The sequence below is a fragment of the Rhizobium sp. NZLR11 genome, assembly GCF_019685115.1.
In the GTDB taxonomy this organism is placed as follows: domain Bacteria; phylum Pseudomonadota; class Alphaproteobacteria; order Rhizobiales; family Rhizobiaceae; genus Rhizobium.
This window is the reverse complement of record NZ_JABDWD010000007.1, coordinates 134944-148347: the sequence shown is the minus strand read 5'-3', so window position 1 is coordinate 148347 and position 13404 is coordinate 134944. Positions and strand designations below refer to the sequence as shown.

Below are 13404 nucleotides of genomic sequence, written 5' to 3'. Positions count from 1 at the left end.
GCTGCCGATTGGGGCATGGGCAGGGCAGAGTTTAGACCGATCCGCGATCAGCCCTTGATCACCCCCCGGCAGCTCAGTTAAGACTACCGTAAATTCAAGCTGCGAAATTTGAGTCCTTAACGAATGACGATCAAATCGGCGTCGTCCTTCCCGCCGCATGCGTCACTCGCCCAGACTTGCGAGCCGCCACGGTCATTGAGCACAGCCGCGGGTTTCCCAAGGAGCTCACCCCTTGCTCCGTCATCCTCGGGCTTGACCCGGGGATCCACGGTGGCCTCCATCAGCAGCGGGCATGGATCCTCGGCTCAAGGCCGAGGAGGACGGAGGTTGGGGAGCGTGTTTTGCCAAACTTGCTGGATAGCGGATGGCATTCTGCCGCCAATTGGTCGGGCAGGCTTGATTTCAAAACTAACCCACGATCAACCCTTGATCACCCCCCGGCAGATCAGTTAAGACTACCGTAAATCCAAACTGCGAGATTTGAATTCAGAGGTGATCGACCAAGTCGGCGCCGGCCTGCGGTCGCGTGCGTCACTTGCACGATTTGCGCACCGGCCGTTTCCGAGGCCCTGACAGCGTCCTCTGATCGTCGTCGATCCCCACCCCTTCCGCCCGAGCCTTCATGTTCGATCACATCGGGATCGAGCCGGGTCGGGCTGTGTCCTTTCAAGGAGAACTGCAATGGACCCTTCGATTGCTCCGGCCTCGCGGGCCTCGGTGGTGACGCCGAATGATAGTGCCATTGTCGGGGCGCGCGCGCTCTATATCGGCACGGCGGGAGATGTGGCGATTGCGCCGCGGCGGGATATGGATCCGGTGATCTTCAAGAGCGTGCCGGCCGGGACGATCCTGCCGGTGCATGCGGCAATCGTGGCGCTGACCGGGACGACGGCGTCGAACATCATCGCGCTGTTCTGAGCCTTCAGAAGCGGATCCCATGGGCAGACCGACCAAGTTCACCCAGGCGCTGGCCGAGAAGATCTGCGAGCGCATTGCCGACAGGGAAAGCCTGCGGTCGATCTGCCGGGATGAGGATATGCCGGCGAAATCGACGGTGCTCTCCTGGCTCGCCGATGACGGCAAGGCGGCGTTTCGGGCGCGCTATGCGCTGGCCCGCGAGATCCTCGCCGACAGCTTCGTCGACGAACTGGTCGAAATAGCCGATGACCGCAGCGACGACTGGATCGAGAAGAAGAATGCCGCCGGCGAGACCACCGGCTGGCAGGAGAACGGCGAGGCGATAAGGCGCTCGCAACTGCGCATCGCCACCCGCCAATGGGTCGCCGAGAAGCTGAAGCCGAAGAAATACGGTTCGAAGATCGAGCCCGAACAGGGCGTGACCGGCGAAGTCTCGCAATTGCTGGAAGATATCAATGGCAAAACCCGCGGACTTCCAAACGGCGGTTGACCAGTTTTCCGACTGGCGCTGGCGGCTGAACAATCTCTACTGGATCACCGACAAAGCGGGCCGACGCGTCAGGTTCGAAATGAACTGGACGCAGATGACGTTTTTCGAGGAGATGCACTATCTCAACGTGCTGCTGAAGGCCCGTCAGCTCGGTCTGACGACCTTCATCCAGATCTTCATGCTCGATGCCTGCGTCTTCAACCGGGATATCAGGGCCGGCACCATCGCCCATACGCTTGGTGACGTGCAGACGATCTTCCGGGACAAGGTCAAATACCCCTATGACAATCTGCCGGAAGCCATCCGCAACGCCGTGCCCGTCGTCAGGGGCAACCAGGCCGAACTGCTGCTCGCCAACAATTCGAGCATCCGCGTCGGCACCTCGCTGCGCTCGGGAACGCTGCAATACCTGCATATTTCCGAATATGGAAAGCTTTGCGCCAAATATCCCGACAAGGCGCGGGAAGTCAGGACCGGCGCTTTGAATACGGTGCAGGCCGGCCAGCTGGTGTTCATCGAAAGCACGGCGGAAGGCCAGGAAGGGCATTTCTATACGCTCTGCGAGGATGCCAAGGTCAAGCAGCGGCAAGTCGCCAAGCTGACCGAACTGGACTTCAAGTTCCATTTCTTTCCCTGGTGGAAGGAACCGCAATATGCGCTCGCGCCTCAGGGCGTCATCGTCAGCGATGCTTTCGCCAAATATTTCCGCACTCTGGGCGACCAGGGCATCACCCTGACCGAGGGGCAGAAAGCCTGGTACGTCAAGAAGGCCGAAACCCAGCTCGGCGACATGAAGCGCGAATATCCCTCGACGCCGGCCGAGGCTTTCGAGGCAAGCGTCGAAGGCGCCTATTACGCCGAGCAGATGGCGGTCGCCGACGCCGAAGAGCGCATCGGGGTCTTCCCGCATGCCGAAGGCTATCCGGTTCACACCATTTCCGACATCGGCATGGACGATGCCAACAGCGTCTGGCTGTTTCAGGTGCTGCCCGGCCGGGTGCGGATGATCGGCTATTTCGAGCATACCGGCACCGGCATGGACGGCATGCTCGACGAGCTGGAGCGGCGCGCGCGCGACAACGGCTATGTCTACGGCGTCCACAACATGCCGCATGACATCAAGGTCCGGGAGTGGACGCGCGGCGGCATGACCCGCATCGAAGTCATGCTGAAAGAGGTGAGGGCGCGTGGTCTCGGCACCGTTCGCAAGGTCGAGCGCGCCTATGTGCATGACCGCATCAACGCCACGCGGCGCATGCTGGCGAGGATCGAGTTCGACCAGGCCGGCTGCATCGAGGGCATCAAGTGCCTGCGCAACTACCGCAAGGATTGGGACGAGGATCTGAGCGTCTTCCGCGACGAGCCGCTGCACAATTGGGCTTCACACGGCGCCGATGCTTTCGGCGGCCTGGCGATCATCTTCACCGGATTGGCGCCCGAACCGCTGAAGCCCGAGCGTAAGGCGCTGCCGACATTCCAGACGATGACATTCAACGAATTTGCCGATTCCACCCCTGGCCAAAGCGAGCGTGTTTGATGGAAGACGAGATGACGGCTTCAGACGGCGAGCAGCGCTGGGATCCGGCCAAGGTCGGCGCCCATTGGCAGCAAGAGCTCGAACGCGCCCAGCGCTATTTCAAGTCCTGGCACGACCGCTGCGTCAAGATCGAGAAGATCTATCTCGACCAGCAGTCGGACCAGACGAGCGCCGCCAAGCGCCGCTTTCCGATGCTCTGGGCCAATACTTCGGTGCTGCAGCCGGCCGTCTATGCCCGCGTGCCGCAGCCGGTCGTCGAACGCCGCTTCAAGGATGCCCAGCCGGTGGCGCGCATCGCCTCGGAGCTGGTCGAGCGCAATCTCGCCTATACCGGCGATGAGGCCGATATCGATTCGATCATGCGGGCGGTGCGCGACGATTTTCTGCTCTGCGCCCGCGGCACGGTGTGGCTGCGCTATGAGGCCGATTTCGAGCCGCTCGATATGGGCGTCCTGCCCTCGGACCCGGCGGCAGCCCAAAGTCTTCCCGAGAGTTTGCCCGGTCGGATGGGCGGTGCTCAGCCGGAAGCGATCAGCGACGAGCGTGTGTGCATCGATTACGTCCACTGGTCGGACTTCCTGCATTCGCCGGCGCGGCGCTGGAAGGACGTGACCTGGGTGGCGCGGCGCGTTCCGATGACCGACGCGGAAATGGAGAAGCGCTTCGGCACTGATGCCATGGCTTCGCGGGCGGCGGAAGGTGCCGGCAGCCGCACGGGCATCAGCCAGGCCGAGCGCCTGGAGAATGAGGGCAAGACCCATGTCTGGGAGATCTGGTGCAAGAGCGAGAACTATACCGTCTGGATCGCCGACGGTTCGCCGGTGGCGTTGGAAGTCTCCGAGCCGCCGCTCGATCTGACGCATTTCTGGCCGTGCCCGCGCCCGGCCTATGGCACGATGTCGACGAGCTCGCTGATCCCGGTTCCCGACTATGTCTATTACCAGCAGCAATGCGACGAGATCGATCTCCTGACCAAACGCATCAACAAGCTGACCGATCAGCTGCGGCTGAAAGTGTTTTATCCCTCCGGCGACGGCGCGATCTCGCCGGCGATCGAGAAGGCGATGCGGCCGGAAAACGACATGGTCATGGTGCCGATCCCGGAATGGGCGGCGTTTACCGACAAGGGCGGCTCGAAGGCCATCGTGACGCTGCCGATCGACGAGGTGCAGAAGGTCCTTATTGCCTGCATGACGGCGCGCAAGCAGCTGATCGAGGATGTCTACCAGATTACCGGCATTTCCGACATCGTCCGCGGTGACACCCAGGCCTCCGAAACCGCGACGGCGCAGCGCATCAAGAGCCAGTGGGGCTCGATCCGCATCCGCGACCGCCAGGCCGAGCTGGCCCGCTTTGCCCGCGACATCATCCGCCTTGCCGGCGAGATCATCTGCGACCAGTTCCAGCCGGAAACGCTGATGGTGGTCAGCGGCATCCGGCTGCCCACGATGGCCGAGAAGCAGCAGGTCGAGATGCAGATGCAGCAGATGCAGATGGCGGCACAGCAGGCGGCCATGCGGGCAAAGCAGACCGGCCAACCGGCGCCACCGCCGCCCGAAATGCCGCCGCAGCTGCAGCAGATGATGCAGCAGCCGACGATCGACGAGGTGGTGCAGCTCTTACGCAATGACAGCATTCGCGGCTTCCAGATCGAGATCGAGACGGATTCGACCATCGAGCCTGACGAGGATGCCGAAAAGCAGCGCCGCATGGAATTCGTCCAGATGGTCGGCGGCTTTATGCAGCAGGCGGGAGCGATGGCGCAGCAGAGCCCGATGCTGGTGCCGGTAATGGTCGAAACGCTGCTCTTTGCCGCCCGCGGCTTCCGGGCCGGCCGTCAGCTCGAAAGCACGCTGGAGCAGGTGGGAGCGCAGCTCTCCCAGGCAGCAGCCACGCCAAAACCGGAGCCGCAGCCTGCGCCCGGCGAGATGCTCAAGCTGAAGACGGCCGAGGTGAAGGCCGGCGCCGAACAGCGCAGAGCCGAGCTCAGCGTCGCCGAGGCCGAGATCGAACATCGCGCCACGGTGGAGCAGGCGCGCGGCGAAATGGCGGCGCAGGCCGTGCAGCAGTTCCAGCAGCCAGCGTACCAATGAATTGGTCGGGAGCAACAGCATGAGAGAACGCTATTGCCGCGTCTGCGGCGGCTGGCACCAACTCGATCAGTGGCCGCACAATTGCCTGCCAGCGCAAAACCCGGCGCAGTCGGATCTGCCGGCACCGCATTTCGTCAGCGACAGCATCGACATCCAGTCGATGCATGACGGACAGCATTACACCTCGAAGGCCAGGCTGCGTTCGGCTTACCGGGCAGCCGGGGTGATCGAGATCGGCAATGAAAAGCCGCAGCCGATCGAGAAGCCGAAGACGGATCGCAGCGAGATCCGCAACGACTTGAGGCGAATTTACACCGAGTACAACGCCTGAACCGGGCATCAATCCCCGACATAGGAAATTTCCCAATGGATATGGAAGACCTGAACGAGGCCGGCAACGGCAGCGAAGATTTTGGTGCGTTCGACGATAAGCCATTGAACGATAGGCCGGTCAGCATCCGCGACAGCCTGAAAGCGGCGATCGACACCGTCGAGACCAATGGACCGGGCGATATATCAGGCCAGCCGGGCGACGGCGAAAACGGCCGCTTCATGGCCAAGGGGCAGGAGCAAGCCGGCGCTACGGCGCGGGCAGGGCAGGCGCCGGCGGCAAACGCCGCGCTCGCCCAGCAGCAGACGCTGCAGAGCCGCGGGCAGGGCGGAGAACAGCCGGCAGCCATCGGCAACCGGGTTCCGCCCGGCTGGTCGGCGGAAGCCAAGGCGCAATTCGGGGGCCTTCCCGGGGAAGTGCAGGCGGCGATCGCCAAGCGCGAACAGGAAGTCGATAACGGCTTCCGCGTCCTGCAGGATTACAAGGGGCTGGAGGAATTCACCCCGATCGTCCGCCAGGCCGGCATGACCCATGCCGATGTCATGCGTCGGGCGATCGACTGGGAGAAGGCGCTGATCCACGATCCCGTCAACACCGTCGTTCACGTTGCCAGGATGGCCGGGGTCAATCTTCACGCCCTGGTCAATGGCCAGACGGGAGAGATCCTGCAGCGCAATTCGCAGCAGGCCGGACCCCAGCAAGGAGGGCCGCAGCCTCGATCTTTCAATGTCGAGGCGACGGTCGAACATGTTTTGCGGAAAAGGGACACCGAAACTCAAGTCGATGCCTTCCTTTCCGACCCGGCAAACGCGCACGCCGAAGATGTGCTCGACGACATGATCGCCCTCGTCAACGCAGGGCGGGCAACGTCGCTCCAGGACGCCTACGACGCCGCATGCTGGATGCGCCCGGACATTCGCCAGCAGTTGATCAGCCAGACTGCACCGGCGCCTGTCCCACAACAGCAAGCCCAGAGGGCAGCAGCGGCAGATCAAGCCCGCCGCGCCTCGCGATCCATCTCTGGTTCTTCCGCGCCGGGCCCGACCCGCGATGCGGCAAGGGGCCAGCCCACCTCCATCCGAGACTCGCTGCGCGACGCCATGCGCTTTTCGCGCGGTCAGGTCTGAGCAAAGGAATGATCAATGCCCATTTCGCCCAACCTCTCTGAAATCGTCACCACGACGCTGCGCAATCGCAGCGGCACGGTGGCCGACGACGTGACGAAGAACAACGGTCTTCTCACCCGTCTGAACAGCCGCGGCCGCAAGAAGCCGATCTCCGGCGGTCGCACAATCGTCCAGGAACTGCAGTACCAGGAAAACAGCACCTTCAAGCGCTATTCCGGCTACGATATCCTGAATGTGCAGCCGTCCGACGTCATCACTGCGGCCGAATACGATCTGAAGCAGGCCGCGGTCGCAGTTTCCATGTCCGGCCTCGAACAGCTGCAGAACTCCGGCGAGGATGCGATCCTCGATCTGCTCGAGCAGCGCATCGAGAACGCCGAAACCACTTTGAAGAACAACATCGCGCTTGACTGCTATTCCGATGGCACGGCCGATGGCGGGCGGCAGATCGGCGGCCTGCAGCTGCTGATCTCGACCTCTCCGACCTCGGGCACCGTCGGCGGCATCTCGCGCGCCACCTGGGGTTTCTGGCGCAACCAGAAATTCTCGGCCTCGGCCGATGGTGGTGCGGCCGCCACCAATGCCAATATCCAGAGCTACATGAACCGGCTCTATATGTCCTGCGTTCGCGGCTCCGACGCGCCCGATCTCGTCGTCGCCGACAACAACTTCTTCCGCCTCTACTGGGAATCGCTGCAGGCAATCCAGCGCATCACCTCGGCCGACAAGGGCATGGCCGGCTTCCAGTCGCTGCAATATATGGGCGCCGACGTGATCTTCGACGGCGGCTTCGGCGGCGGTGCGCCGCTCAACCAGATGTTCTTCCTGAACACCAAATACCTGTTCTACCGCCCGCACCGCGACCGCGACATGGCCCCGATCGGCGACGAGCGCATGAACACCAACCAGGATGCCTTCGTCCAGCTGATGGGCTTTGCCGGCAACCTCACCATGAACAACGCCTTCCTGCAGGGCGTGTTGTTCGCCTGATCGTCAACGAAAGGAACAAGCAAATGTCGGTCGCAACAATCCAGTCCGATCGTCTTGGCGCGAACCCGTTCGTCGTCGAAGGCCCGATCGTTTCCGGCTCCGGTATTCCCGGCCCGAACTTCTCCCTCGGCGCTATCGCCGGCGGGGACCGTGAATCCGAATGGGTCTATTGCCAGCTGGTGCTGGCGTCGCAGACGACCCTTCAGCCCGGCCAGTGGTTCCAGTGGACCCGGGATTATGTCGCTTCGCTGCTGACCACGGCGGCGGCCGTCGTCGGCCAGCGCTGCGGCGTCTTTTCGGGGGCCGCCCAGCCGCCGACGCTGACCGGCGGCCCGGTCGGGGCCGTGACACTCGCAGCCGGCACCTATTATCTCTGGCTGCAGCGCAACGGCCAGGCGCCGTCGCAGGTGGCAACCGCAACGGCGGCTCTCGTCGTTGCCGAAACCACCGCCACCGCAGGCCAGGCGAGCGCCCCGGCCTCGGCCACGGCCACCACCAAGGCCATCGCCAACGTCAACTTTGCCGCCGCCAACCAGACGTTCACGGCAACCACCGTCAACGGCTCCAACCTGCTGGCGGGTATTTCCGGTCTGAGTGCCGGTTCCGGCCCGTTCATCGGCGCGGCGGTCGGCGGCACGGGTGTCCCTGGCGGCACGACGATTTCGGGCATCACCTACAGCCCGAACGGCGTCGTCCAGAGCATCACGCTCTCGGCCAACGCCACCGCCAACGGCACGGGCATCACCATCACCGCGACCGGTGTGCTCGAAGCGACGCTGATGCGGCCGTTCCTGTCGAAGGTGAACTAAACCTAAGCCATCAACGGGCGCTTCGGCGCCCGCTGAGGCTGCTGCCAATGCCTTCCAACTTCTCCTTTCGTCATGCCCGGGCCTGTCCCGAGCCTCTGCCGCCGGTCGATGCGCAGCAGATCCTTGGCACAAGGCCGAGGATGACGAGGAGGGAATACTTCCCCCGCCCATCCCTATTTCCCCGCCATCAACAGCGAGACCAGCAAATGCCCGACAACACCGGAATTTATGCCTCCTTCAGCCTCGAACCGGTCGAGCAGACCTTTCTGACCGAGAAGGAAGGACGGCCGATCTTTGCCGACAAGGAATTCGTCCGGATTTTTATCGCCGGCGACAAACACACCGAGGTCTATCGCGAGGTGACCGACAACGACAAACAGCGCTTTGCCGACGCCTATAAGCGGTTCAAGCAGGGGGCCGAGGCCCGCGAACAGCTGACCGGCACGCCGCTGGCGCAGTGGCCTTATCTGAAACCCAGCCAGATCAAGGAGATGGAGGCGGTCAATATCTACACCGTCGAGCAGCTCGCAGCCCTTTCCGACACCGCCAAGCAGAAGATCGGCATGGGCGCCAACGAGCTCGTCGCCGCCGCCCGGGCCTATCTCGCCACTGCCGAAAACTCCAGCGCCGCCTCGGCCTTCGCCGCCGAGAACGAGCGGCTGAAGGATGAGGTGACCCGCCTGCAGGAGCAGATGAGGGAGATGGCCTCGCGCTTCGAGGCGCTCGAAAACGAAGGCCAGGGCAACAAGGCCCGCAGCCGCCCAGCCGCCTGAACCAGCCGCCTGACCTGAACCGGAGTTCCCCCGTATGTCGCTCTTGACTATCATTCAGAACGTCTGCGCGGAAATCGACCTCGATCCGCCGACGGCCGTCATGTCCTCGGCGGATCCGCAGATCATGCAGCTGCGCATCCTCTCCACCCGCGCCGGCCGCGACCTGGTGCGCGAGCATGACTGGTCGGCGCTGATGGTGCGGCGGCAGTTCGTGGCGACCGGTGCAAATCCGGAGCCGGCCGAGCCGCCCGATGACTGGAACCGCTTTGCCGCCAATGCGAAGATCTGGAATGCCTCGCGCCTGTGGCAGCTCAACGGCCCTGTCGAGCCGCAGACCTGGCAGCGGCAGACGATCCTCAACTCCAACGCGGTGCCTGAGATTTGGCGCATGGCCGGCGGCAAGCTCGACATCTACCCGAACGCCTCAGGCGAGACGATGGAATATGCCTATATCTCCGGCTTCTGGGTGGCGGTGAATGGCGGTGCGACCTCTGGGGCGAATTGGGCAAACGATACCGATACGGCCCGTTTTCCCGAAGACCTCCTCGAACTCTCGCTGATCTGGCGCTGGAAGCGGGCCAAGGGCCTCGATTATGGCGAGGAGATCGCCAGTTTCGAGCGATCCAAGGAAGCAGCCATCGGCGCCGATCGGGCAGCAAGCCCCGTCGACCTTTCGCTGCCGGCGAGGGGACAGGCGCCCGAGAATTATTGGCCCGGCACGATCACGGTTTCAAATCCATGACCCGCAGACCTGTTCCCCCAAACGCGCGCACCCGCCGCGTTTCGCCAGGCAAGGACTGGATCGCGCCGATCGGCGGCTGGCGAACCGATGTCGAAATGGCGGATATGCCTGAAGATGCGGCGTTTCAGCTCGACAACTTCTTTCCCGAGGCAAACCGCGTCCGCGCCCGCTACGGTTTCCTCGCCTTTTCCACCGGCCTTGGCGCCGATGCGCAGACGGTCATCCCCTATTCGGGCGTCAGCAACAGGCTGTTTGCCGCTGCCGGCGACAAAATCTTCGACGTGACGGTGGGGGGTGCTGCCGGTGCGCCCGTCGTCTCGGGCATGGCCAGCGCCCATTGGTCGGTGCAGCAATATACCAACCCGGCCGGCCAGGAATTCCTGCGCCTCGTCAATGGCCTGGATACACCGCTGCTCTTCAACGGCAGCTCCTGGACCAACAATTTTCTCACCGGCACGGCAACGCTCGCCACCCAGAACGTTGCCGTCCGCAACACGGCCTATACGCTGAGCTTCTTCGGCAACGGCTCGGTCACGCTCTCCGGCGCCTTCTCCGGCACGTTGAACGGCACCGGCGTCAACAATCGGGTGTCGCTCACCTTCACGCCGGCGGCCGGCACGCTTGTCGTCACCGTGACGGGAACGGTGACCAATGCGCAGCTGGAAAAAGGCGCGGTCGCCACACCTTACGTTGCCTCGACGATGATCACCGGCATACCGGACGCTTCGCTGCTGATCGCGGTCACCGCCTATCGCTCGCGCCTGTGGTTCATCGAGAAGAATTCGACCAATGTCTGGTATCTCGCCACCGACGCCGTCAGCGGCGCAGCCACGGTGCTGCCGGTCGGCGGCAACATGAAATATGGCGGCACGCTGGTTGCGATCAACGTCTGGACGATTCCGGTTTCGACAGGCCTGCAGCAGTGCCTGGTGCTGATCTCCTCGGAAGGCGAGGTGATCGTCTTCCAGGGCTCCGATCCTTCGAGTGTTTCGAACTGGGGCCTGATCGGCACCTTCAAGCTCGGCCGGCCGCTCGGCAGCGATCGATGCCTGCTTTCGGTCGGCGCCGATCTGGCGATCATGACCACCGATGGCATCGTGCCGATCACCAAGGCGGTGCAGCTCGACCGCGGCGCCACCAGCCTCGGAGCGATCACTGCCAGGATCGGCCCGACATGGCGCGAGACCGTTGCGGCGATCGGCACGACTTCGCAGGAGTGGCAGCTTTCGAGCTTCCCGGCCAGGCAGATGGCGATCGTCAACCTGCCGTCCTCCTTCGGCCCCTATCAATATGTGATGAACACCGAAACCGGCGCCTGGTGCCGCTTCGTCGGCATGCCGGCCTCCTGCTGGGCGACCTGGCAGGACCGGCTGTTCTTCGGCGCCGGCGACGGCACGGTCTATGAGGCCGAGGTCGGCGCCAACGACAATGGCGTGGCGATCGATGCGCTGATGGTCGGCGCCTGGAGCCGATATGGCGACGGGCTCTCGACCAAGCTCTCGAAGCTAATCGGGGTGACGGCGCAGATCGGTGTTTCCTCGCTGATGTATGGTGGGATCTCGGTCGACTACCAGACCAAGATACCGACGGCGCTGCTGTCCTCGGTCGAGAACAATGCGGCGGCGAAATGGGGAACGGCGATCTGGGGCGTGTCAAAATTTCCGGGCGTTTCGCTGGTGCGCAAATTCGCCTCCGCCGGCGGCGCCGGTTCGGCCTTGGCGCCGACGATCCGTGCGCTGATTTCGGGCTCCTCCGGCTCCGTCTCCGAGGCGGCCGTGGTCGGCGGCTCGGTGCTTTATGAAAAGGGCGCGCCGATTTGATCGTCTCCGAACCGCGCGCGGAAATCGCCGCCTGGGTCGGCGGCCGGATCGGCGTCAGCTTCCACCCGCCTTACACCACGCTTGCCCATATCGACCGCGGCCGGATCATCGCCGGTTTCGTCTTCAACGTCTGGACCGCGCATGACGTCGAGGTCTCGCTGGCCGCCGACCGGCTGTCGCGGACGCTGATGCGATCGGTGTTTGGCTATGTCGTGCATCAGCTCGGCTGCCGCCGCGCGACCTCCAGGACACGGGCCGACAATTTCGACGCCCAGACGATGCTCGCAAGGCTCGGCGCACGGCTGGAAGGCCGCCAGCAAGCCTATTTCGGCGACTGCGACGCGCTGCTTTACGCAATCATGAAGGAGGATTTTCCCTATGGTCTCCACGCCGAAGGCCCCGAAGGCGCCTGATCCGACCCAGACCGCGGCGGCCCAGACGGCCACCAACGTCGACACCGCCATCGCCAATGCCGGCCTGAGCCACACCAACCAGTACACGCCGGATGGTTCGCTGGAATACAAGGTCAGCGGCTACCAGACGATGAAAGACCAGACCGGCAAGAGCTACCAACTGCCGACCTATTCGGCCTATCAGACCTATTCGCCTGAAAACCAGGCGATCTACGACCAGACGCAGCAGACCCAGCTCGGCCTCGCCAGGCTCGCCAACGACCAGACCGGCAAGATCTCCGGTGTGCTCGGCACCAATGTCGATCTGAGCGTCGGCAATGTCGACAAATATGTCAATAATCACTGGCAGTCCGGCTTCAACAACCAGTGGGATCGCGATCAGGCAAGCCTCGACCAGAGCCTTGCCGACAAGGGCATCTCGATGGGGTCGGCGGCCTATGACAACGCGCTGCGCGATTTTTCCACGCGCAAGCAGGCCGCCTCCGACCAGTATCTCGGCGATATGTATTCGAATGCCCAGAACTCGATCCTGACCGAGCGCAACCAGCCGCTGAACGAGATTTCGGCGCTGATGTCGGGATCGCAGGTCCACCAGCCGAGCTATGTCAACACGCCGACGACGCAGCTGCCGAACGTCGACCAGGCCGGCCTGATCAATGAAGGCTTCAATCAGCAGATGGGCCTCTACGACCGCCAGGTCGCCCAATCCAACGCGGCGATGGGCGGCCTCTTCGGCCTTGGCGGCTCGCTGCTCGGCGGCTGGGCGACGAAATCCGACCGGCGGCTGAAGGAAGACATCAAACGCGTCGGCACGCTGGATAACGGCCTGCCGGTCTACGCCTTCAAATACAAGGACGGCGGCCCGACCCAGCTCGGCCTGATGTCCGACGATGTGCGCAAGACCCATCCGGACGCCGTGTTCGAACACGCCGACGGTTTCGACCGTGTCTTCTACGAAAGGGCAGTGGCATGATGGATTTCCTCTTCGGCGGCGATACCGGCAAGACACAGGGCGACATCGACGACAAGCGAAAGCAACTGGCCTACGCCATGCTGCAGCAGGGCATGGATATGAGCCCGGTGCAATCGCCGTGGGAAGGGGTCGCGCGGCTTGCCGAAGGCGGGCTCGGCGGCTGGGCGGTTCGCCAGCAACGGCAGGCGCAGCAGGCAGGCGCCGGTCAAGGTGCCGTCGCTCCGACAGGCCAGCCTTCCACACCAGCGCCGGCCTCTCCCGGCTTCCTGTCGCTGTTCTTCGGTGGCGGGCCGACGCGCCGGACTGACGGCTGAACTAGGACATCAGCGGAATAACGGCGTGCTGATCGGTCCCTACCGATACAGGGACGGCGGTCCGATCCGGATCG

The 13404-nt window shown here is 63.5% G+C and carries 14 protein-coding genes; all 14 read left to right on the top strand.

The window, feature by feature from the left end:
• Positions 1 to 681 precede the first annotated feature (681 nt).
• The 14 genes from HJB83_RS14425 (at position 682) to HJB83_RS14360 (ending at position 13330) form a co-directional block, all read left to right on the top strand.
• A complete protein-coding gene (locus HJB83_RS14425; RefSeq protein ID WP_207583368.1) occupies positions 682 to 918 on the top strand; it encodes a hypothetical protein in 237 nt (78 codons plus the stop codon).
• Between the two features lie 19 nt (positions 919 to 937).
• Positions 938 to 1408, top strand: coding sequence for a terminase small subunit protein (locus HJB83_RS14420; protein WP_221117050.1), 471 nt, complete (start codon positions 938 to 940; stop codon positions 1406 to 1408).
• On the top strand, positions 1374 to 2945 hold the full coding sequence (locus tag HJB83_RS14415; protein ID WP_221117049.1) for a terminase: 1572 nt from the start codon (positions 1374 to 1376) through the stop codon (positions 2943 to 2945). The genes HJB83_RS14420 and HJB83_RS14415 overlap by 35 nt, the downstream gene beginning before the upstream one ends.
• The gene (locus HJB83_RS14410) at positions 2945 to 5038 is read left to right on the top strand and encodes a hypothetical protein (RefSeq protein ID WP_221117048.1); all 2094 of its coding nucleotides are present in this window, start codon (positions 2945 to 2947) and stop codon (positions 5036 to 5038) included. Before HJB83_RS14415 ends, HJB83_RS14410 begins: the two co-directional genes overlap by 1 nt.
• A 19-nt stretch (positions 5039 to 5057) precedes the next feature.
• Complete coding sequence (locus HJB83_RS14405; RefSeq protein WP_207583371.1) at positions 5058 to 5369, top strand: hypothetical protein; 312 nt, start codon at positions 5058 to 5060, stop codon at positions 5367 to 5369.
• A 35-nt stretch (positions 5370 to 5404) separates the two neighbouring features.
• Entirely contained in the window at positions 5405 to 6496 is a 1092-nt protein-coding gene (locus tag HJB83_RS14400; protein ID WP_221117047.1) for a hypothetical protein, read from the top strand.
• A gap of 15 nt (positions 6497 to 6511) precedes the next feature.
• Complete coding sequence (locus HJB83_RS14395) at positions 6512 to 7486, top strand: phage major capsid protein (protein WP_003587937.1); 975 nt, start codon at positions 6512 to 6514, stop codon at positions 7484 to 7486.
• Positions 7487 to 7509: 23 nt separating this feature from the next.
• A complete protein-coding gene (locus tag HJB83_RS14390) occupies positions 7510 to 8295 on the top strand; it encodes a hypothetical protein (protein ID WP_221132182.1) in 786 nt (261 codons plus the stop codon).
• Positions 8296 to 8501: 206 nt separating this feature from the next.
• Positions 8502 to 9068 (top strand): hypothetical protein, encoded by a 567-nt coding sequence (locus tag HJB83_RS14385; RefSeq protein ID WP_221132181.1) that lies wholly within the window; start codon positions 8502 to 8504, stop codon positions 9066 to 9068.
• Between the two features lie 34 nt (positions 9069 to 9102).
• Complete coding sequence (locus HJB83_RS14380; protein WP_221132180.1) at positions 9103 to 9810, top strand: hypothetical protein; 708 nt, start codon at positions 9103 to 9105, stop codon at positions 9808 to 9810.
• The gene (locus HJB83_RS14375) at positions 9807 to 11630 is read left to right on the top strand and encodes a hypothetical protein (RefSeq protein ID WP_221132179.1); all 1824 of its coding nucleotides are present in this window, start codon (positions 9807 to 9809) and stop codon (positions 11628 to 11630) included. The genes HJB83_RS14380 and HJB83_RS14375 overlap by 4 nt, the downstream gene beginning before the upstream one ends.
• Entirely contained in the window at positions 11627 to 12043 is a 417-nt protein-coding gene (locus HJB83_RS14370; RefSeq protein WP_221132178.1) for an N-acetyltransferase, read from the top strand. The genes HJB83_RS14375 and HJB83_RS14370 overlap by 4 nt, the downstream gene beginning before the upstream one ends.
• The gene (locus HJB83_RS14365) at positions 12009 to 13016 is read left to right on the top strand and encodes a tail fiber domain-containing protein (RefSeq protein WP_221132177.1); all 1008 of its coding nucleotides are present in this window, start codon (positions 12009 to 12011) and stop codon (positions 13014 to 13016) included. Before HJB83_RS14370 ends, HJB83_RS14365 begins: the two co-directional genes overlap by 35 nt.
• Entirely contained in the window at positions 13013 to 13330 is a 318-nt protein-coding gene (locus HJB83_RS14360; RefSeq protein WP_405049111.1) for a hypothetical protein, read from the top strand. The genes HJB83_RS14365 and HJB83_RS14360 overlap by 4 nt, the downstream gene beginning before the upstream one ends.
• The last annotated feature ends 74 nt before the right edge of the window (positions 13331 to 13404 follow it).

Excerpts from the sequence above, each read along its gene's own strand:
- HJB83_RS14425 (WP_207583368.1), top strand. The coding sequence starts at position 682 with ATGGACCCTTCGATTGCTCCGGCCTCGCGGGCCTCGGTGGTGACGCCG.
- HJB83_RS14420 (WP_221117050.1), top strand. The coding sequence starts at position 938 with ATGGGCAGACCGACCAAGTTCACCCAGGCGCTGGCCGAGAAGATCTGC.
- HJB83_RS14415 (WP_221117049.1), top strand. The coding sequence starts at position 1,374 with ATGGCAAAACCCGCGGACTTCCAAACGGCGGTTGACCAGTTTTCCGAC.
- HJB83_RS14410 (WP_221117048.1), top strand. The coding sequence starts at position 2,945 with ATGGAAGACGAGATGACGGCTTCAGACGGCGAGCAGCGCTGGGATCCG.
- HJB83_RS14405 (WP_207583371.1), top strand. The coding sequence starts at position 5,058 with ATGAGAGAACGCTATTGCCGCGTCTGCGGCGGCTGGCACCAACTCGAT.
- HJB83_RS14400 (WP_221117047.1), top strand. The coding sequence starts at position 5,405 with ATGGATATGGAAGACCTGAACGAGGCCGGCAACGGCAGCGAAGATTTT.
- HJB83_RS14395 (WP_003587937.1), top strand. The coding sequence starts at position 6,512 with ATGCCCATTTCGCCCAACCTCTCTGAAATCGTCACCACGACGCTGCGC.
- HJB83_RS14390 (WP_221132182.1), top strand. The coding sequence starts at position 7,510 with ATGTCGGTCGCAACAATCCAGTCCGATCGTCTTGGCGCGAACCCGTTC.
- HJB83_RS14385 (WP_221132181.1), top strand. The coding sequence starts at position 8,502 with ATGCCCGACAACACCGGAATTTATGCCTCCTTCAGCCTCGAACCGGTC.
- HJB83_RS14380 (WP_221132180.1), top strand. The coding sequence starts at position 9,103 with ATGTCGCTCTTGACTATCATTCAGAACGTCTGCGCGGAAATCGACCTC.
- HJB83_RS14375 (WP_221132179.1), top strand. The coding sequence starts at position 9,807 with ATGACCCGCAGACCTGTTCCCCCAAACGCGCGCACCCGCCGCGTTTCG.
- HJB83_RS14365 (WP_221132177.1), top strand. The coding sequence starts at position 12,009 with ATGGTCTCCACGCCGAAGGCCCCGAAGGCGCCTGATCCGACCCAGACC.
- HJB83_RS14360 (WP_405049111.1), top strand. The coding sequence starts at position 13,013 with ATGATGGATTTCCTCTTCGGCGGCGATACCGGCAAGACACAGGGCGAC.